The sequence below is a fragment of the Enterococcus sp. C76 genome, assembly GCF_040886985.1.
Classification (GTDB): domain Bacteria; phylum Bacillota; class Bacilli; order Lactobacillales; family Enterococcaceae; genus Enterococcus_B; species Enterococcus_B lactis.
Window position 1 is genome coordinate 469,654 of sequence record NZ_JBFOEY010000001.1, and the last position, 22,611, is coordinate 492,264.

Genomic DNA, 22,611 nt, shown 5'->3' on the forward strand with positions numbered 1-22,611 from the left:
ATTACCTAGAAGGAGTGAAGCTATGAACCATTTAGATTTATCTCAGCGCTTAGCGGCAGTTGGTGAATTTGTCCCTGAATCTGCTCGTTTAGCAGACATCGGATCAGATCACGCATACTTACCTGTTGCATTGATGCTAAAAGGAAAAATCGAATATGCAGTTGCAGGTGAAGTTGTTCAAGGTCCTTATGAATCAGCACGTAAGCAAGTCCAAAAAGATGGATTGGAAGACCGTATCACTGTACGTCTTGCAAATGGTCTAGATGCGATCCAACCGCAAGATGCTATAACGGCTGTCACGATCGCGGGTATGGGAGGTTCGCTGATCCGAGAGATCCTAGAAGCTGGCAAGTTGCATCAACGCCTAAGTGGACAAGAACGTTTGATCCTTCAGCCAAATATCGGAGAGCGTACGTTACGATCTTGGCTGCAAGAAAACCAATACAAAATCCAATCAGAAAAAATACTTGAAGAAAACAAAAAAATATATGAAATCATTGTAGCCGAAAAAGAACAAAAACCAGTTACTTACAATGAAATGGAGCTGATGTTCGGTCCATTTCTGCTTGAAGAGAAAAGTGAGATCTTCAAATCAAAATGGACAAGAGAGCTTCAACAAAGAAAAGCTATCCGTGAACAGCTCAAACAAGCAGCTAATCAAGAGGCACGTCAAAAACAAATCGAACAGGAAATCCAAATGATTGAGGAGGTTTTAGAGATATGACGATCAGCGGACATACCTTCATCCAAAAGTTTGAAAGCTATTGTCCTCAATGGCTAGCTGAAGAAGGAGACCCAGTCGGACTGCATATTGGAACATTAGATAAACCGATTCAACGGGTAATGATGACATTGGATGTTCGCCCAGAAGTGGTCGAAGAAGCAATCGAGAAAAAAATCGATCTGCTGATTGCGAAACATCCCCCAATCTTTCGTCCTGTCAAACGGCTGACTACTGATCAGCCGCAAGAAAAAATGTATGCAGATCTGTTGAAACATGATATTGCCGTTTATGCGGCACACACGAATATGGATATTATTTGGGACGGACTGAATGACTGGTTTTGCGAACTGCTTGGTATTGAAGTGGAGAGTTATTTAGTGAAGACTCATGAAATCCATTATAAAAAACTGGCGGTTTATGTACCTGTGGATCATGCACAAAAAATGCGTGAAGCATTAGCTGCAGCTGGTGCTGGTACGCAAGGCAATTATACCGGTACAAGTTTTACCTCGATTGGACACGGCCGATTTACTCCGAATATTGGTGCACAACCAGCGATTGGGAAAGTAGGGAAGACAGAACAAGTCCAAGAAGCAAAAGTCGAGGTTATTTTGCCCGAAACAATCGAAAAACAAGTGATTGATGCCATGCAATCAGTTCATCCTTATGAAGAACCTGCTTATGATCTTTTCGCAATTGATGCACCAGTCGAAAAGTTTGGGCTAGGCCGAATAGGTGAATTACCGCAAGAAATCCCCTTAGAAATATTTGTGGAACAAGTAAAAAAAGTTTTCCAATTAGAGGGACTGAGAATCGTTCAGCCTCAAAAAACAAAATCATCCATCAAGCGTATTGCGATTTGCGGCGGAAGCGGCGAAAAATTTTATCCGCAAGCAATCGCCCAAAGAGCAGACGTCTATATCACCGGAGACATTTATTATCATACGGCTCATGATATGCAAAGCGCCGGATTGATCGCAATTGATCCCGGACATTATATTGAATCGTTATGCAAGGAACGGTTCATCGAGAAGTTTGAGACTTGGAAACAAGAAGAAAATTGGGCTATTGACTTTTTCGTTTCTGAAACGAATACAAACCCATTTCAATTTAATTAAAGGAGAGAATACTATGTACGAAAATCTTTTGCCACGTTTTTTACGGTATGTCAAAACAGAAACACGCTCCGATGCAACAAGCAAAACGACCCCCTCGACTCAGACACAAGTTGCTTTTGCACAAGAATTGAAAAAAGAATTGGAAGAGTTAGGTTTATCAGATGTTTTCTATAATGAAGACAATGGATTCGTTATGGGAACATTACCAAGCAATGTCGATCATGAAGTGCGTTCTATTGGATTTATTTCCCACATGGATACAGCAGACTTTAATGCAGTAGGAGTCAATCCACAAATCATTGAAAACTATGATGGAGAGTCTACGATCGTACTAGATGGGGAAGAACGTTACACGTTGAATACAAAAGATTTTCCAAATTTGAAAAATTATGAAGGCCACACATTGATCACTACAGATGGCAGTACTTTACTGGGAGCGGATGACAAATCAGGGATTGCGGAAATCATGACTGCAATGGAGATCTTGATCAATAATCCTTCTATCCCTCATGGTACCATCAAAGTAGCTTTTGGCCCTGATGAAGAAATCGGTGTCGGAGCGGATAAATTCGATGTTGAGCAATTCAATGTGGATTTTGCTTATACAGTCGACGGCGGTCCTTTAGGTGAATTGCAGTATGAAACATTCAGCGCTGCTCAAGCAAATATCACGATCCAAGGGAAAAATGTACATCCGGGGACGGCAAAAGATACGATGATCAATGCTTTACAGCTAGCCATTGATTTTCATAATCAGCTTCCAGCCGATGAAGTTCCAGAAAAAACAGAAGGATACGAAGGTTTCTTCCATTTAATGGCATTGAATGGGAATCCTGAAGAAGCTTCTATGAGTTATATCATTCGCGATCATGATCGTGAAAAATTCGAAGCACGCAAAGCACAAATCACACATATCCAAGAAGAAATGAATCAACGATTTGATCAAGAACGAATCAAAGTAGATATGTATGATCAATATTACAACATGAAAGAAATCATCGAAAAAGATATGAGCATCGTGGAATTAGCGAAACAAGCAATGATCGAGCTTGGGATCTCTCCAGTGATCGAACCAGTTCGCGGAGGAACAGATGGTTCAAAAATCTCTTACATGGGGATTCCGACGCCAAATCTATTTGCCGGAGGAGAAAATATGCATGGTCGATTCGAATTCGTTTCTTTACAAGTAATGGAAAAAGCAACAGATGTGATTGTTAAAATTGCAGAATTGAACACAAAGAGTTAAAATCGAAAAAGAACAGCTTATGACAAGGCGTTCGTCCGATGATGGAATGTCATCTGTCTAAGGCTAAAGGGCAGGACAATGGAATGGATTGTCCCGCCCTCTTTTTTGAAGAGTAAATAGGAGGTAAAGAATGGAAAAGCTGCTAGTTTTTTATAACAAAAGTTCAGGGAAAGATGAGGGTGAGAAATTAGCACGCTGGTTTCAAGATTATGTAAAAGAAAAGCAACCAGAATTATTTGTAGATTTAGCTGAAACTGGCCCGTCGATTGACCATGCGGATTTAGTCAAGAAAGCAGAAGCTATAGGAGCCGATACGCTAGTGATCATAGGAGGGGACGGCACGATCCATCATATCGTTCAAGCGTTCCAGCAAACATTATCTCAGTATCATATCGGATTACTTCCAGGTGGAACAGTCAATAATCTCGCACGTGTTCTTGAAATTCCCTTGAAGAAAGAAGAGGCTGCTGATGTGATTCTAGAAGGAAATGTCCGAAAAATAGACTATGGTCAAGTCAATGATGCAGTCATTATCTCTACACTGACAATCGGTATCTTAGCGGATACAGCAGTTTGGATCAGTCAAGAAGAAAAACAGCGTTATGGCTCGTGGATTTTTATCAAGAAATTCTTTAAGTTATTGCTGAAGAAGAAAAAATATCATTTGGATTTAGAAACAGATGAGGAGCATTGGAAAGGAAAATCCCAGTTATTGACAGTCACGATGTCTAACTCCGTAGGCGGCTTTACAAATTTCGACGACTCAGCGACCCCAGATGATGGAAAATTCCATGTAACGATCGTACCTTCCTTAGATATTTTCCGATTTATTTTTTATTTGCCTAGAATCATGAGAGGAAAATTCTATACGATACCTGGCATCACTTATTTCACAGCCAAACGCATGAAAATCAAAGCACAGGAAAAATCTGTTGGCACTCGGACAGATGGAGACACGACAGATGATCTTCCAGTTGAATTATCTGTTGTATCAAAAGGATTAGCAGTTTATTCACCAAAAAAAGAAGAAAAAGATTAGAAATAGTAGTTAATAGAAAGTTGGAAGAATAATGGATGTATTGTTGCACAATCCTTTGTGGTTTTATCTATTCATTGTAAATTTTTATTTATTTTGTCTGATGGGATATGATAAACATCAGGCTCGAACTGGCGGCTGGCGTGTACCTGAAAATAATTTGATATTTGTCAGTCTATTAGGCGGTGGTTTGGGAGGATTGATTTCTCGGAAAGTTTTTCATCATAAAACAAGGAAAAAGAAGTTTACCGTAGGATTCACTGCGGGTGTGCTTGTTGATTTGATTCTCATTTATTTTTTCCATTAAGGAGCGGGAGATGTCATCTAAAGGAACGAAAATTAAAATCATTCTGAATCTGCTTTTGCTGATTGCGATTTTTGCTATTATTTATTATTTAATCAATCAATCATTTGCAGATATCTTTGCCGAATTACTGTCTACTAGTGTTGTCGTTTTAGCAGCCATTGTTATATTAGGGACGGTTTACCAAATCGCTGAAGGGCGCTCGATCAAAGAGATTGCTGAACCTTTCGCGCCGAATTTTACAACGAAAGACGGGTTCCTGACCTCTAGCTATATTGCATTTTATCGAATCGTTTCATTTGGTACAGGAACATTGATCTCGGAGATCTATTTTTATAATAAAAAAGGAATGAAACTGTCTCAGGGAGCAGGGGTGACAGCACTCCATATGATCATGTACAAACTTGCAGTGATTACCTATGCGTTAGCTGGCTTGCTCATCCAATTCTCTCTTTTTTATTCTAATGGTCCGTCAATGATCTGGTTTATTATTGCTGGAATTCTTTTGACAATCGTGATTGTTGCCTTTTTATTGGTAATGTCCATCAGTCTGAATGTCCAAATATTTTTTGTCAGCTTATCGAATAAGTTATTTAAGAGTGAGCGTTTGCGAAAATGGGTGGATACATGTAATCAGCAGATCTACTCTTTAAGGGAAACGGTCCAAACCATTATCCAAGACAGGACTGCGCTATTGCGGATCTATCTATGGAATATGTTGAAACTTGTATTTTGGTATGTACTTCCCTATTTGATTCTGATTGAAAACCATCCTAAAATAGATTTTCTACTGACCATTTCGTTTATCAGCTTTGCAGTAGTGCTTTCAGGAGTTATTCCTACGCCAGCTGGTATCGGATCCTTTGAATTTGTCTACTTGTTATTGTTTAGACCAGTTGTTGGAACAGTTGACGCAGTTTCTTCGCTTTTGTTGTATCGTTTCAGTTCCTTTATCTTGCCATTTCTCTATGGATTTGTGTATGTGATTACTGAACGGCGAAGAGTGATCAAAGAAGAAATAATAGAAGTAAAAAAAGAGAATAAAGAAAATCAAGGGTAGGTCTTTTATAAGATCTACCCTTTTTTTAATAAAAGAAAAACATTAGGAAGCTGCGTCACTTGAACATGTAAAACACATTTTTTCTTGAGGCAACTCTACCAATGCATTTATTCTAGACTGTCTCTTTTTAAAAGAACCATTAAGATACTTGATAGAACAACAAACAAAGCAGAAAAAAATACTCCCTGATAACCATCAATGGAAAAAGTACCTTTACTAAACAATTGGAATACGATACCAAAAAAAGTGATCATAAAGCTTTGACCTAGATTTCTGCAAAGGGTGATGAAACCAGATACCGTACTGATATTTTTATCTGTAGCTAAAGCTTGTGCAGACAAGACACTTGTAGTAACCGTTGTGCCAGTACCAAATCCTGAAAAAGAGGCTAAGATAAGAAGAACGAAATAAGGTGTCATTTGTGGTAGAAATCCTAAAATAAGAAAAACTAAACCATTCACCCCCATACAGAAGGTTAATAAACGTTTCGTTCCAAAATGTTTTCCTAATGGCACAGCAATCATCGATCCAGTAATAAAAAAGACAGAGGAAGGTAAAAGTGCTAAACCACCAAGACTAGGGGATAAAGAAAGTTGCGTCTGAATCCATAACGGAAGATATACTTGAAACCCCATCATTGCTCCATTTATGAGAAAAGTAACGAGGTTGAACAAAAGAAAGTTAGATGATCTCAATGTTTTGACAGGTAAGACTGGTTCCTTTACTTTATTTTCATAGGAAAGCAAAATGAAAGAAACAAGGATGCCAAAAAGGAACACGCCGCCACCAAGTATAAAATGATCTGGTATTATCTGGATACCAACTAGTAAAAGAAATAAACTTGTAACCAGAAAGAGATATTGTCCCAGTTCTTGATAAGAAAAAGAGACAGACGGACGTTTTTCTTCATCATAGAATAAAAGTAAGATCAGAATCGTTATTAAGCCAACAGGAATGTTTATAAAAAACACCCAGTGCCAACTAAAGTTTTCGACCAATAGCCCTCCTAAAAGAGGAGCAGCTAACGAAGCAATCCCCCATGCTGAATTATTCAATCCCATTATTCTTCCGCGAGATTCATAATCAAATAAATCACCAATCAGAGAGAAAGTAATGGGCATGATTCCTCCTGCACCTATTCCTTGAACCAGCCTAAAAAATACCAGAATAAAAAATGATTGGGAAATACCGCAAAGAAAAGTACCTGCCATAAACAAGAGCAATCCAATGATAAAAATCGGTTTCTTTCCATACTGATCCGCCAGACGGCTGAATACAGGTGTTGACAATGCACTGGAGAATAAGTAACTAGAAAACAGTAAGGCAATCGGGATTTCACGACCAAAACTATTAGCAATAGCATTAGCAGCTGTGATGACGATCGTGGATTCGACTGCAGTCATAAATGTAGCAAGATAGATTGCTAGTAAAATCCATCCTTTTTTCGTTTGACTCATCTTTTTTCCTCCTAAAAATCTTTTTAAGCATCCTACAAATTGACAAGTTCAATGATTTGTTTTAGAATATGCTTGCGCACGCAATTATATGCCTTGCGAGAATAGTTTGTCAACTAAAAGGAGGAGAAGAATGGAAAATAAAGGCGAAAGCAATTTGAAGTGGTTAGCCAAATTGACCCGAATTTATCAAAAAGAATTAGACCAAGCACTAGCTCCGCTCAAATTAAATTCAACGAATTATTACTTTATTGTGAAAATCCATGATTATCACCAATTGAAACAAGAAGAATTAATCAAATTGACCGGATTGGATGGAAGCAATGTCACCAGAACAATACAGAAGTTAACGAAGATGGGGTTAGTGACAAAAGAAAAAAATACACAAGATCGAAGAAGTTTTCTTTTAGAATTAACAGAAAAAGGACAAGAACTTCACGCTCAAGTAGTAGAATCTGTAGAAAATGCTCAGAAGAATTTTCTGTCAAAATTGACAGCTGATGAGCAAGGAACATTTGAGTATCTGTTAGGAAAGTTGGCACAAGAAGAGTAGAAGGGTGATCCTCATGGAAAATACATCCAATGTACTAAAGGGACTAGTAGAAATTCCTAATCATTACGAATTAGTCAATGAATTAATAGAACAAAGAAACAAAAAGAAAGTCAACATCATCCGTTATCAAAATCAAGGAATCTATCTTCATAATGGACCAAGAATCATTGAAGTCATAGAAGGAAAGCATTTAGTCAGTTTTAAGAATCTGACCGAAATACCTGAAGGAAAATTGTTATCAATCGAACGTGCCAAAGCTTTAGCTGAAAAGATATTTCATAAGTTCAATCCAACCTATGCGAAAGGGTTGACATTTATGCGCATAGAGCAACAAAAGCGTAGCTTTATAGATGAAAACAGCGTGGAACAAACATTTCCTGTTCAATGGATCAAATTTGCTCATCGAAATGGAAGCTACAACTGGGTTACATTAGGAGCCAACGGCAAACTCATTGAGATGGAAATCGACTCAAGATGGGATTATTTTCACGGACGCCGACAAACGGAAATGTGGGACAATGACGATTGGGTATTAGCTCGTGAAGGAAAAGGGCCTCAGCTTCCAAGTCCGAATGCATTAGCCTAACAAGGAGGGACAGAAATGAACACGAATGGACTATACGATGAATTTGATCTAGAACTTTTAGGAAATCTCAGAAATCGGCTCCAGAGACTAGAAGATACAGACTATATGACTGCCTACTATAAAGTATACAGTGCTAGTGGCATGACACTGGACGAAATAAAAGAAGAAATAGAAGAACTGTCTCACACGATTCGAGAATTAGAAGATCGTATGGAAGAAACGCAGTGGTGAAAAATATAGTTATTAAAAGCAAGTATTTAACGTAAATAATCAATGAAAAAAGAGCCAAGCAGCCAAAATATTATTCTTCTATTGAAAAAGAATGCTTGCCAAATAACCATAATAGGTAAGATGATTTTACGTTTGCTTGGCTCTTTTTTTGTATACATACAATCAAATTTGTTTTTTTAAGATTTATATAAGACGAGAAAAAAAGTCAAAAAACTATGTGTATATTTTGACCAAAATTGACCAAAGCGATATAATAGTTTTTGTAAAGATCAAAGAAATAATTGATCTTACCTTTAATTAGGAGGTATACCTGTATGAATATTGAGAAAATGACTACGACGCTTCAAGAAGCAATTGCTGAAGCTCAACAGATTGCGGTCACTCGAAAACACCAAGATATCGACATTGCCCATGTATGGAAAATCTTTTTACAACCTAATCATTTTGGCCGAAATTTCTATACGGATGCCGGATTGGATGTCGAATCTTTTGAACATGAAATCGATCGTCTACTGGATGAGTATCCAGTTGTTTCTGGTGGAAACGTCCAATATGGACAAAACCTCAGCCAGAACTTCTTTCGATTATTGAATGAAGCAGACCAAATACGCGAAAGCTTCGGCGACGAGTTTCTTTCAACGGAAGTCGTTATTTTAGCGTTGATGAAATTAAAAAATTATCCGTTAACTGTTTATTTGAATAAAAACGGATTATCTGAAAAAGAATTGCGTAAAAACATCGAAGAGATGAGAGGAGGAGAAAGGGTGACCTCGCAAAACCAAGAAGAACAATACAAAGCATTAGAAAAATACGGCGTTGATTTAGTACAGCAAGTCAAAAGTGGAAAAATGGATCCAATCATCGGTCGTGATGAAGAAATCCGTGATGTCATCCGTATTCTTTCACGAAAAACAAAAAATAATCCTGTTCTGATAGGAGAACCCGGTGTAGGGAAAACGGCGATCGTTGAAGGACTTGCTCAACGTATCGTACGCAAAGATGTTCCTGAAAATTTAAAAGATAAAACGATTTTTTCATTAGATATGGGAGCATTGATCGCTGGAGCAAAATTCCGCGGTGAATTTGAAGAAAGACTAAAAGCAGTCTTGAAAGAAGTCAAAAAAAGTGATGGACGTATCATCTTGTTCATCGATGAAATCCACAATATCGTAGGGGCAGGAAAAACAGAAGGAAGCATGGATGCCGGAAATCTGTTGAAACCAATGCTTGCTCGCGGTGAATTACATTTGATCGGTGCCACAACTTTAGATGAGTACCGTCAATATATGGAAAAAGACAAAGCGTTGGAACGTCGTTTTCAAAAGGTATTAGTCAAAGAGCCAACGGTGGAAGATACGATCAGTATTCTGCGTGGATTAAAAGAACGTTTTGAGATCCACCATGGTGTTAACATCCATGACAACGCATTAGTAGCAGCAGCTACTTTATCTGACCGTTATATTACTGATCGGTTCTTACCGGACAAAGCAATCGATTTGATCGATGAAGCCAGTGCAACGATTCGGGTAGAAATGAACTCTATGCCAACGGAATTAGATCAAGTGACCAGACGTTTGATGCAGTTGGAAATCGAAGAAGCTGCACTGAAAAAAGAATCAGATGATGCAAGTAAAAAACGACTGAAAAATTTGCAAGAAGAATTAGCTGAACTTCGTGAAGAAGCAAATGCAATGAAGATGCAGTGGGAAACAGAAAAAGAAGAGGTCAATTCTGTTTCAGCAAAACGTGCTGAAATCGATAAAGCAAAACACGAATTAGAAGATGCAGAAAATAACTATGATTTGGAACGCGCTGCTGTATTGCGTCATGGTACGATACCTCAATTAGAAAAAGAATTGAAGGAATTAGAAGCCAAAGCAAAAGACAGCGAGATTAAGATGGTTCAAGAGTCCGTTACAGAAAATGAGATTGCTCAAGTCGTTGGCAGATTAACGGGTATCCCCGTAACGAAACTTGTAGAAGGCGAACGAGAAAAACTGATTAAATTGAATGAAACACTTCATAAACGAGTGATTGGTCAAGATGAAGCAGTTGATGCGGTCAGTGACGCGGTGATTCGTTCACGTGCTGGATTGCAAGACCCAAATCGTCCTCTAGGTTCTTTCCTTTTCCTAGGACCAACTGGTGTCGGAAAAACCGAATTAGCGAAAGCTTTAGCTGAGAACTTGTTTGACTCAGAAGATCATATGGTACGGATCGATATGAGTGAATATATGGAAAAACATGCTGTGTCTCGTCTAGTCGGAGCTCCTCCAGGCTATGTAGGTTACGAAGAAGGCGGTCAATTAACGGAAGCTGTCAGACGAAATCCTTATACAATCGTCTTGTTGGATGAAATCGAAAAAGCGCATCCCGATGTCTTCAATATCTTGTTACAAGTCCTAGATGACGGACGCCTAACTGATTCAAAAGGGCGAGTCGTTGATTTCAAAAATACGGTTTTAATCATGACCAGCAATATCGGTTCACAGTTACTGTTGGAAGGTGTGACTGCTGATGGAACGATTCCAGAAGCAGTGGCTGAACAAGTCAACACGCTATTACGCGGAAACTTCAAACCAGAATTCTTGAACCGAATCGACGACACGATTTTATTTACACCATTGAGCCTAGACAACGTGAAAGGAATCGTTGATAAAATGGTGGCGCAATTGGCACAACGTCTGGAACATCAAGAAATCCTGTTGACGATCAGTGATGAAGCCAAAACGTGGATTGCTGAAAATGCTTATGAACCAGCATATGGTGCAAGACCATTGAAACGATTTATCACTAAGGAAGTAGAAACACCACTAGCTAAAGAAATCGTTGCAGGACATGTTATGCCTAAATCAAAAGTAACGATTACTTTACTTGATGGACAACTTCATTTCAAAACAGAAGAGCTAGAAGAAATCGTCTAATCTTCCATTGAGACTATAAAAGAAAAAAGGGGTCTGACACAACTAGTGTCAGACCTCCTTTTTTTCAAATAAACAGTGTTCCAGAAGTAGCTTCTTCGAAAAATAAGCCGAAATTTCTTGAAGCTGCCCGCTTCTGTCACAATCTCTTTTATTAGGTATTTTTCACTTTTTCTAATTTATAACTTTCAAAGTAACGCTCATCTTTTTTACTTTGAGACCATGCAAACAATCCCATCAAGGCAGCACCTATCGTATTTGTCAGCAAGTCGCCCATCGTATCCATCAATGCTGCTCGTCCGACAAACAGTGTGCCATCAGAAGCAGCAAAACGTTGAAGATTCATACCTAAGAATTGGTCGCATAAGAATTCCCAGAACTCCCAAAACACGCCGCAAAGTCCAGCAAACGCAAAGCCGAATAAGAGGAACAACCAAGGACTGGTTTTTGATATCTCAGCATCTTTCATCAAGTAACCAATCAATCCATAGCCAAGAGCTGTCAGGACCATCGGACTCACCGCATGTAAGATTTTGTCCCAAAAAGAGATGATACTGATCAAATGCATTCCTGTACCTAAAAAGACAGAGATGAATAAGAAAAACCAGTAAAACAAAACGATTGCTGCTGGAATTTTAAGTTTGAAAACTGTCAAAATGATTTGTGGCATGAAAATCAATGCAATCCCTAATAAAGATTCCACGATAAATGTGATTCCTTGAGAAGTCGAATACTTTTGGGTGATAAATTCATAAAAATTATAGCAGACAACGAATACACCAAAAGCAAGTAAAGCTATTTGAACCTTTTTGATTTCTTTAATCACTGAAAGTCCCTCCATCTAAAAATCTTTTTACTTCTGAAAGCAACTCAGTCTCTGAAGAAACCACTTTTCCGTTCAATTTGATCAGTCCTACTGTATATAAGTTCAGATAGTGAAATTGATTCTCAGCTGTTTCTTGTAGCGCAGCGATTTTTTTCGGGTGGGTTCCGCCTTGCTGCCGAGTATCAGTATACAAGCCAATCACTGGGATACCTTTCGCATAAGCCACACCGATTTCCGATGCTACGCCAGCATCAATCGTCAATCCATCTAATAAAGCAATCATCAAATCGCTTTCCAACACTTTTTCTGTATCGGCAAGAGCAATCATCCGACTGTCTGCATAAGCAGTTTTGTCATTGATTGCTTCATTTTCTTGAGGAAGATAAATTGAAAGTTCAGGAGAGAGCGCTCTGACTTCTTTAACTATCTGCTCGTTATATAACAAATCACTTTTAGCAAACATTGGTGCGGCAAAATAAATTTTCATCTAAACATCATCCTTTTTATTAAAAATAATCGCTAAAGTAAGCTTCCATGTTTGGAATGATACGCTCTAGTGACTTCAGTGTTTCTTCATCTGTTTCTAACCGTTCGATTCTTGCCAAATAAGAAGCACGTCGATAATTCATCATCAAGCAAGTCAATGTTTGGATATTCAATCGAACAGGGTTTCCTATAGGTTCATTCAAGACACGGACTTTTCCTTGTTCATCCCATGTTAAAGCAAAGACGCCATTATTCCAAGGAGCGACAGGATCTTCAATGATGAAATGAAAAGCATCAGCTGTTCCAACAAACGGAAACCGTTGAAGGAATTCTTTTACATCAACGATCCGAGCCATAAAATATGGTTCGATCTGCTCTTTGATCTGACTGTCTTCAATCAAAAAAGCTAAGGGCTCATTTTTGTAAATATCTCCATGTACCCAGTAAATCATGGAAAAATGAGCGGAAATAAAGTTCCATAAGCCATTTCGAGCTTCTTGATCAAGATAGAACATTTCTTTTACGTGAAATATTTCTTCAGCTACCCAGTAGAATAGAACACCTCTTGGTTCATGATTGCTATCGTAGTAGACAGCGGCTGTGCGCTCATCTTCATTTTCGAAACGCCAATATTCTTCCCAATGAAAATCACTGCGGAATAAAGCACCATGGTTTCGTTGGGCAAATTTGTCATAAACGGCAAATACGTCTGGATGATCAACTGATAATCGCTCAACCATACCACTTACTGGGACTTGTTTAGGTAGCTGTGTATCTCTGATTTTAAAGGAAAGTTTATCAGACATGATCTCCCATCCTTTGCGCCGATAATAGGGGATACTGTAAGGATACAAATAAGAGATCCATTGCTTGTTCTTGCGCATATTATCCAATGCAACGATGATTAGATCTTGCATCAATCCATGGTTCGCATATTCTGGATAAGTTCCAACTCCAGTCACGCCCCCCATTTTATAACGTGCACCGTGAATATTGACTTCACAAGGATAGATAGCGATTTGAGAGATCAGTTTGTTTTCATGGAACCACCCGAACACTTTCGATACTTCTAAAATCGGTCTTTTGGAACGGATAAAAGCTCGTTTGTTCTCAAACCCGCTTTCCTCGATATCTGCTTCAGTCACTTGGAACACATAGGAAAGTAATTCGTTGAACTGATCGATATGTTCTTGAGTGACTGGTTTTAATTCAAGATTTTCTCTAAAATCTTTTTGCTCCATTTTTTCATCTCCATTTATTAGCTTGATAACAGTATAGCAAAATTCTACCAAAAAAACTTCTAAAGCTGACTAATTAAAAAGTCTTTAAATTACTGCTTTTCGTTGGTATAATGGAAAGTGCTGATTATATGAAAAGAGGAGACGCTATGGATATAAAGAAAATGAAAGAACGCCAAGAGCAGATTCGTAATTTTTCGATCATTGCTCATATCGACCATGGAAAATCTACATTGGCCGATCGTATTTTAGAAATGACGCACACTGTGACGTCTCGTGAAATGCAAGATCAGCTGTTAGACTCGATGGATTTGGAACGTGAACGTGGAATCACGATTAAATTAAATGCTGTAGAACTCAATTACACAGCGAAAAACGGAGAAACATATATCTTTCACTTGATTGACACTCCAGGGCACGTCGACTTCACCTATGAAGTCTCTCGAAGCCTTGCTGCCTGTGAAGGCGCCGTTTTAGTGGTCGATGCAGCCCAAGGAATCGAAGCCCAAACATTGGCCAATGTTTATTTAGCGTTAGACAATGATTTGGAGATCCTGCCAGTCATCAATAAAATCGACCTACCTGCAGCAGATCCCGAACGTGTCCGTCAAGAAATCGAAGACGTAATCGGAATCGATGCTAGTGAAGCTGTATTAGCCAGTGCCAAATCAGGGATTGGGATCGAAGATATTCTCGAGCAGATCGTGGAATATGTGCCAGCACCAAGTGGAGACTTAGACGCACCGCTAAAAGCTTTGATCTTTGATTCTATTTATGATAGTTACCGCGGTGTTGTTCTAAATGTCCGGATCACGGACGGTATGGTCAAACCAGGAGATAAAATCAAACTGATGAGTAATGGCAAAACATTTGATGTTACAGAGGTTGGGGTCTTCTCGCCAAAAGCAGTTGCTAGAGACTTTTTGATGGTCGGTGATGTCGGTTATATCACAGCAAGTATCAAAACTGTCCAAGATACTCGAGTAGGGGATACAGTAACGTTAGCAGACAATCCTGCCGCTGAAGCTTTACCAGGTTACCGAAAAATGAATCCGATGGTTTATTGTGGTCTTTATCCAATTGATACTTCTCGTTACAACGATTTGCGGGAAGCTTTAGAAAAACTGCAATTGAATGATGCTGCTTTGCAATTCGAACCAGAAACCTCTCAAGCATTAGGATTTGGGTTCCGCTGCGGATTCTTAGGACTTCTTCATATGGATGTCGTCCAAGAACGTTTGGAACGAGAATTCAATCTAGAATTGATCACGACTGCACCATCCGTTATTTACCATGTTAATAAAACAGATGGTACGACTGCTACAGTTGATAACCCGGCAGATTTTCCTGAACCTGTAACGATCCAAGATGTAGAAGAACCATTTGTCAAAGCACAGATTATGGTGCCCAATGATTTTGTCGGTGCAGTCATGGAACTTTCTCAACGAAAACGTGGAGAATTCATTACGATGGATTACTTAGACGATTACCGAGTAAATGTCGTCTATAATATTCCGCTTTCTGAAATCGTCTTTGACTTTTTCGACAAATTGAAATCAAGCACAAAAGGCTATGCCTCATTGGATTATGAAATGTCTGGTTATCAAAAAAGCAAGTTAGTGAAGATGGACATCTTGCTGAATGGAGAAAAAGTCGATGCATTAAGCTTTATCGTTCACCGAGACTTTGCCTATGAACGTGGAAAAGCAATCGTTGAAAAACTGAAAAAACTAATCCCACGCCAACAATTTGAGGTGCCAATCCAAGCAGCTATTGGACAAAAAATCGTTGCCCGTTCAGACATCAAGGCCTTGCGTAAAAACGTCTTGGCTAAATGTTATGGTGGAGATGTTTCTCGTAAACGTAAACTCTTAGAGAAACAAAAAGAAGGGAAGAAGCGGATGAAACAAATCGGCTCCGTCGAAGTTCCGCAAGAAGCCTTCATGGCCGTTCTGAAAATGGATGAAGAAGAAAGTAAGAAGTAGCTTGTTTCAAATTGAAAAGCCTATTAAATCAATTTGATGCTGATGATGTATTTGATTCAGATTACAGCTCAATATATATGTCGAGAAATAGGAAGAAATCTTGGAATGAACAATCTTTTACAATTCAAGCTTCAGGAAGACAAGCACCCCAACACCCTGCCGGAGAGCCAATGATAAAAGTTGGTCCCGATCATTGGGAATTTAGTGGTGATTTTAACCGAAGATTATCTGTTCGTGATACTGCGCGTATTCAAACATTTCCAGACTGGTACGATTTTTCAGATGGTGAAGATGACAGGGTAAAGGTTGTTTCAAAAAATCATAGATTGAATGAACAATATAAACAAATTGGTAATGCCGTTCCAGTATATCTTGCTGAAAAAATAGGTCGTCCAATCATTAGTTTCTTATTGGTTCATCCAGAATTATTAGATTAATAAATGAGAATGTTTAATACAGGTGGTATAAATGTCTCTAAATCGTTCATCTCCATCCTTATGAGAAATGAGAAATCGTAGTCCGGAAGGCTCTGATTTCTCATTTCTTGTGTAATGTACTTCTTATAGACAAATCTTATGCTTGTTATTTAAGAAGAAAAAATGCCACTTAGGAAAAGTGACAGAAATTGTTCCTAAAACTATTTAAATATCAACGGCAGTATTTAAAGAAAGTTAACCATAAAAACTCAAACACTGCTGTTGATAAATAAATATTATTAACAAAAAAGTATTTATTTACTGAACCAATGATTTTCTTCTAATAAGTAATCCAATGACGTTCGAAATGAGGTTAAACAATAAAACTATCATTATTGTTCTTGGAACTATCCAATAGTTTGAGTAGATCGCTACAAAGCTAAGAATTGTTTCAATAATAATGACTTTGATTTTGTAAAATCTAAACAACTTAAATCCTGTATGATGTATTGGGTTGTTAGCATGATCCACTGAAGGTAATACAAGCTGTAAGATTGCAAGTATTATAATAAACATACCTAGAAAGCGGTGAGAATACATTTCTAACCAAGTTTGAAGTAACGAATAGATTACAATGGTTAAAATAGAAAATAAGAAGCAAGAAAGTTCTCCTTTTAAATGAAAACCTCCTGTCGTATTTCTTAATGGAATAAAAAAGATTACAAAAAAAGTAATTCCCAATAGATTATGATTCACAACTCCTAGAAAAGTACAAGCTAATAGGAATATTACATAACGGGTTAATTGACTTAAACCAAAAGTATAAATTTCTTTGTCTTCTGTAGAAATTAAATGAGCCTCAACTAAGCGCAAGACAATATGGTTGGAAAAGTTGTTAATCATATACCGTTACTAGAACTTTCTTAGTTTTTTTATTTTTGAGGGAAGTGTTGGTTGGCCATACATAAAATTACACATAGTATTTGCTTCATAAGTTGCCACTTTCAATGCTGCTTTCTTGATCGCTTTCAAAGCTGGATTTTTCAAATTTTTCATCATTTTCTTTTGTCTCTCCTTCATATATTTTCATCAGAACGACTAACGTATAATAAGTTTCACCCTCGATCCAATGTCTATATAATCCATTCTGTTCATCTACAATATTCTGAACGCTTTTTAATCCAATACCTCCTTTCATTCGCCATCTTCTTGTTTGAATTTCGTTACGATCAAAAGTATTGTCGATGTTTATAATGAGATTATTATTAGATAATTTTAGTGAAATGTTTATTTTCCTTTCGAAGCTTTTCTGTCTAATACATGCATTAAGTGCATTATCAATTAAATTTCCTAAAATCGAAGCGATAATTGAACTTTCTATATGGAAATCAGCTGGAATAAATGCTTTGATTTTCATTTGTATATTATTTTCTCTCGCTTGTTGTGTTTTTTGATTCAATAAATAGTTAAGAATAGGATTATTCGTATAAAATTTGGTTTGCGAATGATCCAGTTTTATGATGGATTTATTTATATAGTTTAAAGCTGTGTCATAATCTTTATCCTCAATATAGCCAGCTAAAATGAGATACTGATTTTTTAAATCATGACGCATCATTCGAATGTTTTTTTCTTTATTTTCCAAGTCAGTAAAATATTGAATTTCTTTTTTTACAACAACTTTACTAGTTTGTTTTTGAGACAACTCGATAATTCGTATTTGTATCAATTTGAACATGAACAGGTTAAATATAGTTATTGCCACAATTCCAAAATCTATTCCTAGAACTCCAATTACCGGTAAAGAAAAGCTACTATGCCACCATAATGTAATCGTACATAAAACAATTATTGACGATATAGGAATGATAGACAGCATCAATACCATTTTATCAGGAAGCTTTGGTATTTGTTCAAGTTGCTTATGAGACAACATCGAAAAGATTATACTAATCAATATTACTCTTAAAACACTTGAAATTAGAGATCCGCTAAAATATTGAGTAATTGATGTGGCAGAAGTAGGAAACCAATGTTGCGCAGAAAAACTTTGTTGAATAAGACCTGCAATGTTCTCAGAAACTAGGGCAATACTCATAAATACACAAGGCCAAAGTATAATACTGCTTTTTTCAACTTCCATTATAATTCCAACAAAAATATAAATAAGTAACGATGAAATTAAGTTAATGGGTTCTCTTAAGCCCAAATTTTCAAGTATAGATATAAATGCTGAGTATCTTAATATTAAGCAAATAAATACTAAAATTATCCATTTATTCGTAGGTTGTGTAAGACCAGATTTTTTATAGATATAAGCCATTAATATACAGTCAATGATAGTGAAAATAATATTAATAAAATAAATTGACATAAATTTTATACTCCTAACATAGCTAGGATTTGTTCTTTGCATTGTTCATTGAATTTTCCACTAATAGGTAATTCTTCAGAACCATTATAAGTTTGAACAACAACGGCTCTTTTTTTTACAGCTCGAATATAATATGAGTTGACGATATATGAAGTATGAATCTGCACAAAGTTGTCACCTAATTTCTCCATAAGTGTTTTTGTATCCATGTAAAAAGATTTCTCGCCAATTTTCCCATGCATAATTACTTTTCGTTTCTGTTTTTCAAAGAAAAAGATGTCATTTGTAGCAGTAATAAAATTAGTTTTTTCACTTAAATAGGAAAATTGATTTGGAAATTCATTCAGATGACGAATAGCTTTTGTCAAAGTTTCCCAAGTTTTCTCTCTATCTAAAGGTTTTAACAGATAATCGAATGGTCGAACTTTAAAAACGCTTTCCATATATTCTTTATGACTAGTAAAAAATATTAAGATGGCATAGTCATCCTTCTCTCTTATTTTTTCTGCTAAAGAAATACCATCTAAGTTAGGCATATCAATGTCTAAGAAGTAAATATCATATTTGTCTTTTTTCAGTTTTTTATACAATTGATTACTGTCTGTGTAAACATCCACGTCGAATTTTAAATTTGGATAACATATAATTTGGCGCTCGGCTTGTTCTAGAAATGAAGGTTCATCGTCGCAAATTGCTATATTTAACATGCGGTCATCTCCCATAACTATTTAGTTCTATTTTACACCAAAAACGTATAATTTTAGTAACTTGTAACGATTTTTCGTTTGAATGTAACTGTTGACAGTTTTATAGATTGGAATTTTATTAATGAAATAAATGTTTATTTTTCGTTACGTGTAAATTTGTTTTTGTTACACATTACGTTCAAACGATTTTTCTTTGATAAACTATTAATGTAATCAATACAACAGATAATTAAAAAATTATATATATGGAGGGGATCAAGTGGAAGGTAACTATTCAATGGGGGATTTACTTTTTTTCACAGATTCGAAATACGATACAGATAATTCTAAATCCTTTTCAGTACCGATCCCTAAAAATTGGGAGGAATTTCGTGAAAGTGAGTGGACATATATAATTCCTCTAAAAAACAATATGCAACGTCAAGGATGGAAAGTCCATATCAGTTCAACTCTTGAATGTACAGATGAGATACTAACGATTGTCTCTGAGTATTGCTATAAAAAAAACGTTGTTTTTAAGCATTTATCAACAGTTAAACGTTTTGTTAATCGCAACGGAAAACAAATGCCTCGAGAGCATGCTGGAAAGTTCATCACTTGTTATCCTGATGAGTCAATATTAGAAGAATTTCTGGACTATTTAGAAGACCAATTACATGATTATCCGGGACCTTATATTTTAAGTGATAAACGTTGGGCAAAAGGACCGATATATTTACGATATGGAATGTTCAAGAAAGGTTCGCCAAATAGTGAAGGAATCTTTAGTGATGAACTTGAAATAGATGGAAAAATGGTCACTGACAAAAGGGAAACTTTCTTTGTGAGGCCTGATGATAGTGTAACCCCTGAGTTTCTAAAGCAGTGGCTAAATGTGAAAGAAGATGCTTCATCAGACTCAATTCCTTTTGAAATAGAAAGACCGATTCGATTTTCAAACTGTGGCGGTATCTATGAAGGATACTATCCTAAATCGGGAAATGAATTAGTTTTTATAAAAGAGGCTCGCCCATACACAGGAATTGATGATACGAAACAAACAGCAGTTGATAAACTTATTACAGAAACAAAAGCATTAAGTCTGTTGCAAGATATTCCACAAGTTCCAAGATTATTGTGGGAGGGGAAAATTTGGGAACACTATTATCTTATCATGGAGAAAATTGAGGGAATAACATTAAACCGATGGATTGCTAAAAATTATCCGATTTATTTAGATGGTAAGCCTAATCTTGCAACGGATTATCTTAATCGAGCCCATAAAATTGTTAAAGAAATAGAAAAAATTTTTGAATCATTTCATGAAAAAAAAGTTTTCCATCAAGACGTTCATCCGAGAAATTTTATTATTGACTCTGATGATTTTCTTCATGTAATTGATTGGGAACAGGCTGTTTTTGATAGTTCTAACAAAAAATATCATACAGTGGCTGCTCCTGGTTTCAGACATTGGGGAGAAAAGACACCTACAGAAATAGATTGGTATGGTGTTTCGCAGATTGCTCACAGTCTTTTCTTTCCAGTCGTTATTCAAAGTGACCTTGTTTATGGTTATTCTGAACAACAAGAGAAATCTGGGAAAGACTTGTTTCTTAGACTTGGTGCAGATGAAAAGATATTGAAGGAACTCTTACTAATACTCCAAAGATTAAGGGAGAAATCAGGAACTGCCCATGTATTAACTGATCAGAAGAATCTACATCCGTATTTAGAATCCAATAATAAGAATAACGATTTTGAGAAACTAGAAAAAGAATTGATTCAAGGTTTTGATAAAACAATAAGAAGGTGGAAATATTCTTATAGAAATTTTCCTGTTCACTATTATGGACTAACTGTTCAACATGGTATATCATTCTCTGATTTGGGTATTTTATGGATCTATCATATTGCTAGTAAAAGAATAGGTGTAACCTTGTCTGATGATTTCAAACTATTGCAAAATAAAATAATTAATAACTTATTTACTGAAATAGATAATAATGAAGTTCTAAATTTTAGTTTTGGTGAGGGAATCTCTGGTACCTTATGGGTAATGTATAAATTAGGTCTATCTCAAAAGGTATCTGAAATTTTTCAAGAAAAATTTGAATATTGGTGGAAACACACTAAGAGTAAGAATATTTATGATGGTCAGGCAGGTATAATGTTGGTAGGATTAGAATTTGCAAGTGCGGGATTATTTAAAAAAGCTTTTGAAGAAAACTTTTTGAATTTAGCAATGAGTTTTGCTGAAGAATATTTATCGGTTCCAGATAATTATTCTCCTATCGGAAAAGGTAAATATGCATCTAATGATCCGCATAAAATTGGTGCTGGCTTACTTTATGGCCATGCTGGAATCGGATGGCTTTTTGCAGAGCTATATAGATATACTAAGAAAGATATTTTCCTTACAGGATTAGATTGTTCTATTAGTAATGAACTTCAAGGATATTATACAGACCAAAAAGGCATGATGCAGTATTCACAAGGGCACCGAGTCTTGCCGTATTTGTCGATGGGAAGTGCTGGGCTAGGTATTCTTATATCAACAAATGCTGATATTATTGCTGATCATCATTTAAAAATACTGGAATCATTGTATAGGGCTGTTGATGCAAATTTCTGTGTATCGCCAGGTTTATATAATGGCTATGCAGGATTAAAACTAGGTCAATATTTTATGAACAAGAACCTACAAAAAGTTTCATGTTTGGAAATAAATAAGTCTACTTGTTCCGGTCTTTCTCAACATTTGATAAAGTTTAGCGATGGGTTATGCTTTGCAGGCGACAATGGTATGCGTATAACTACAGATATTGCTTCAGGTTTTGCTGGTGTAATATTGGCTCTTGAGTCTATTACATCAGATGATTTTATATTGTTACCAAAGTTGATTAAAGAAAGAAGGTGATGAACGATGGCCACAGAAATTTTAAAGTTTCAAGTCCTTGAAATAGAAGATGATGTAATGGATAGAGAATTAGGAGAACGAGATAGTGCTGTTAGTGTTAGTTGGTGTGATAATTCTCCAAGTAATCTAAGTTTGGTTTTCTGTTAATCCAAACAATGGGATATGGATTATGTATACTAAAAAAGACAGAAAAAATTGAATGATTTTCCGTTTAGCACCATATGTAGCTAGAAGTCTATGTACTGTATAGATTTTTACTAACAATCTAATAAATAGAGAGGAATTGAAGAATAATGTCTACAGAAATTTTAAAATTTCAATCACTTGAAATTGATGATAATTTGATGGAAGAAGTTGAGGGTGAACGTGGTAGCACTGCAAGCTGGGGATGGTGTGATACAACACCTAGCCATATTAGTTTAGTAGGTTGCTGAATTACGCCATTTCTAA

General features: G+C 36.6%; 23 protein-coding genes. 15 read left to right on the forward strand and 8 right to left on the reverse strand.

The genetic code is table 11. The features are described from left to right. Nucleotides 1–22: 22 nt before the first annotated feature. From AB3I00_RS02285 to AB3I00_RS02310, 6 genes are all read left to right on the forward strand, one after another. Nucleotides 23–724 carry a tRNA (adenine(22)-N(1))-methyltransferase TrmK gene (locus AB3I00_RS02285; protein WP_002348397.1) on the forward strand — a complete coding sequence of 234 codons (702 nt, stop codon included), beginning with the start codon at nucleotides 23–25 and terminating at the stop codon, nucleotides 722–724. Continuing rightward, the gene (locus AB3I00_RS02290; RefSeq protein ID WP_368024700.1) at nucleotides 721–1,842 is read left to right on the forward strand and encodes a Nif3-like dinuclear metal center hexameric protein; all 1,122 of its coding nucleotides are present in this window, start codon (nucleotides 721–723) and stop codon (nucleotides 1,840–1,842) included. Before AB3I00_RS02285 ends, AB3I00_RS02290 begins: the two co-directional genes overlap by 4 nt. Before the next feature lie 13 nt (nucleotides 1,843–1,855). Further along, nucleotides 1,856–3,088 (forward strand): peptidase T, encoded by a 1,233-nt coding sequence (gene pepT / locus AB3I00_RS02295; RefSeq protein WP_070770228.1) that lies wholly within the window; start codon nucleotides 1,856–1,858, stop codon nucleotides 3,086–3,088. A 130-nt stretch (nucleotides 3,089–3,218) separates the two neighbouring features. Beyond that, nucleotides 3,219–4,127, forward strand: coding sequence for a diacylglycerol kinase family protein (locus AB3I00_RS02300; RefSeq protein ID WP_002340737.1), 909 nt, complete (start codon nucleotides 3,219–3,221; stop codon nucleotides 4,125–4,127). A gap of 31 nt (nucleotides 4,128–4,158) precedes the next feature. Next, nucleotides 4,159–4,431 carry a DUF1294 domain-containing protein gene (locus tag AB3I00_RS02305; RefSeq protein WP_002340736.1) on the forward strand — a complete coding sequence of 91 codons (273 nt, stop codon included), beginning with the start codon at nucleotides 4,159–4,161 and terminating at the stop codon, nucleotides 4,429–4,431. Nucleotides 4,432–4,441: 10 nt separating this feature from the next. Beyond that, nucleotides 4,442–5,488, forward strand: a complete 1,047-nt coding sequence (locus AB3I00_RS02310) for a lysylphosphatidylglycerol synthase transmembrane domain-containing protein (protein ID WP_024635066.1) — start codon at nucleotides 4,442–4,444, stop codon at nucleotides 5,486–5,488. Nucleotides 5,489–5,595: 107 nt separating this feature from the next. Here AB3I00_RS02310 and AB3I00_RS02315 read toward each other — a convergent pair whose 3' ends face one another. Continuing rightward, nucleotides 5,596–6,945: an MFS transporter gene (locus tag AB3I00_RS02315; RefSeq protein WP_368024701.1), complete on the reverse strand. Its 1,350-nt coding sequence runs from the start codon at nucleotides 6,943–6,945 to the stop codon at nucleotides 5,596–5,598. 130 nt (nucleotides 6,946–7,075) lie between these two features. On the opposite strand from AB3I00_RS02315, the gene AB3I00_RS02320 reads away from it, so the two are divergent. From AB3I00_RS02320 to clpB, 4 genes are all read left to right on the forward strand, one after another. Then, nucleotides 7,076–7,495 carry a MarR family winged helix-turn-helix transcriptional regulator gene (locus AB3I00_RS02320; RefSeq protein ID WP_002374569.1) on the forward strand — a complete coding sequence of 140 codons (420 nt, stop codon included), beginning with the start codon at nucleotides 7,076–7,078 and terminating at the stop codon, nucleotides 7,493–7,495. A gap of 13 nt (nucleotides 7,496–7,508) precedes the next feature. Then, a complete protein-coding gene (locus AB3I00_RS02325) occupies nucleotides 7,509–8,081 on the forward strand; it encodes a YcdB/YcdC domain-containing protein (RefSeq protein ID WP_172891607.1) in 573 nt (190 codons plus the stop codon). Between the two features lie 15 nt (nucleotides 8,082–8,096). Further along, entirely contained in the window at nucleotides 8,097–8,312 is a 216-nt protein-coding gene (locus tag AB3I00_RS02330) for a hypothetical protein (protein WP_368024702.1), read from the forward strand. Between the two features lie 314 nt (nucleotides 8,313–8,626). Then, the gene (gene clpB / locus AB3I00_RS02335; RefSeq protein ID WP_002340730.1) at nucleotides 8,627–11,236 is read left to right on the forward strand and encodes an ATP-dependent chaperone ClpB; all 2,610 of its coding nucleotides are present in this window, start codon (nucleotides 8,627–8,629) and stop codon (nucleotides 11,234–11,236) included. Nucleotides 11,237–11,387: 151 nt separating this feature from the next. Here clpB and AB3I00_RS02340 read toward each other — a convergent pair whose 3' ends face one another. Genes AB3I00_RS02340 through eis form a run of 3 tightly spaced genes read right to left on the reverse strand, consistent with a single transcriptional unit; the run spans nucleotide 11,388 to nucleotide 13,786 of the window. Further along, a complete protein-coding gene (locus AB3I00_RS02340) occupies nucleotides 11,388–12,074 on the reverse strand; it encodes a hypothetical protein (protein WP_179189351.1) in 687 nt (228 codons plus the stop codon). After that, nucleotides 12,052–12,546 (reverse strand): nucleoside 2-deoxyribosyltransferase, encoded by a 495-nt coding sequence (locus AB3I00_RS02345; RefSeq protein WP_002348405.1) that lies wholly within the window; start codon nucleotides 12,544–12,546, stop codon nucleotides 12,052–12,054. The genes AB3I00_RS02340 and AB3I00_RS02345 overlap by 23 nt, the downstream gene beginning before the upstream one ends. 19 nt (nucleotides 12,547–12,565) lie before the next feature. Beyond that, complete coding sequence (gene eis, locus AB3I00_RS02350) at nucleotides 12,566–13,786, reverse strand: enhanced intracellular survival protein Eis (RefSeq protein ID WP_368024703.1); 1,221 nt, start codon at nucleotides 13,784–13,786, stop codon at nucleotides 12,566–12,568. Nucleotides 13,787–13,932: 146 nt separating this feature from the next. On the opposite strand from eis, the gene lepA reads away from it, so the two are divergent. Further along, a complete protein-coding gene (lepA, locus tag AB3I00_RS02355) occupies nucleotides 13,933–15,768 on the forward strand; it encodes a translation elongation factor 4 (RefSeq protein WP_002317740.1) in 1,836 nt (611 codons plus the stop codon). 11 nt (nucleotides 15,769–15,779) lie between these two features. Next, a complete protein-coding gene (locus tag AB3I00_RS02360; RefSeq protein WP_368024704.1) occupies nucleotides 15,780–16,205 on the forward strand; it encodes a DNA cytosine methyltransferase in 426 nt (141 codons plus the stop codon). Nucleotides 16,206–16,502: 297 nt separating this feature from the next. On the opposite strand, the gene AB3I00_RS02365 is transcribed toward AB3I00_RS02360, so the two are convergent. The 4 genes from AB3I00_RS02365 to AB3I00_RS02380 are packed head-to-tail and all read right to left on the reverse strand — an operon-like array spanning nucleotide 16,503 to nucleotide 19,265. Next, nucleotides 16,503–17,087, reverse strand: coding sequence for an accessory gene regulator B family protein (locus AB3I00_RS02365; protein WP_368024705.1), 585 nt, complete (start codon nucleotides 17,085–17,087; stop codon nucleotides 16,503–16,505). A 9-nt stretch (nucleotides 17,088–17,096) separates the two neighbouring features. Beyond that, nucleotides 17,097–17,243 (reverse strand): cyclic lactone autoinducer peptide, encoded by a 147-nt coding sequence (locus tag AB3I00_RS02370; protein ID WP_368024706.1) that lies wholly within the window; start codon nucleotides 17,241–17,243, stop codon nucleotides 17,097–17,099. After that, nucleotides 17,173–18,558, reverse strand: a complete 1,386-nt coding sequence (locus tag AB3I00_RS02375) for a sensor histidine kinase (RefSeq protein WP_368024707.1) — start codon at nucleotides 18,556–18,558, stop codon at nucleotides 17,173–17,175. The genes AB3I00_RS02370 and AB3I00_RS02375 overlap by 71 nt, the downstream gene beginning before the upstream one ends. 5 nt (nucleotides 18,559–18,563) lie before the next feature. After that, nucleotides 18,564–19,265, reverse strand: coding sequence for a LytR/AlgR family response regulator transcription factor (locus tag AB3I00_RS02380; RefSeq protein WP_368024708.1), 702 nt, complete (start codon nucleotides 19,263–19,265; stop codon nucleotides 18,564–18,566). Between the two features lie 259 nt (nucleotides 19,266–19,524). Between AB3I00_RS02380 and lanKC the strand changes: the two genes are divergently transcribed. The 3 genes from lanKC (at nucleotide 19,525) to AB3I00_RS02395 (ending at nucleotide 22,595) form a co-directional block, all read left to right on the forward strand. Then, nucleotides 19,525–22,161 (forward strand): class III lanthionine synthetase LanKC, encoded by a 2,637-nt coding sequence (gene lanKC, locus AB3I00_RS02385; protein WP_368024709.1) that lies wholly within the window; start codon nucleotides 19,525–19,527, stop codon nucleotides 22,159–22,161. A gap of 6 nt (nucleotides 22,162–22,167) precedes the next feature. After that, the gene (locus tag AB3I00_RS02390; protein WP_368024710.1) at nucleotides 22,168–22,308 is read left to right on the forward strand and encodes a hypothetical protein; all 141 of its coding nucleotides are present in this window, start codon (nucleotides 22,168–22,170) and stop codon (nucleotides 22,306–22,308) included. A 146-nt stretch (nucleotides 22,309–22,454) separates the two neighbouring features. Beyond that, a complete protein-coding gene (locus tag AB3I00_RS02395) occupies nucleotides 22,455–22,595 on the forward strand; it encodes a hypothetical protein (protein WP_368024711.1) in 141 nt (46 codons plus the stop codon). The last annotated feature ends 16 nt before the right edge of the window (nucleotides 22,596–22,611 follow it).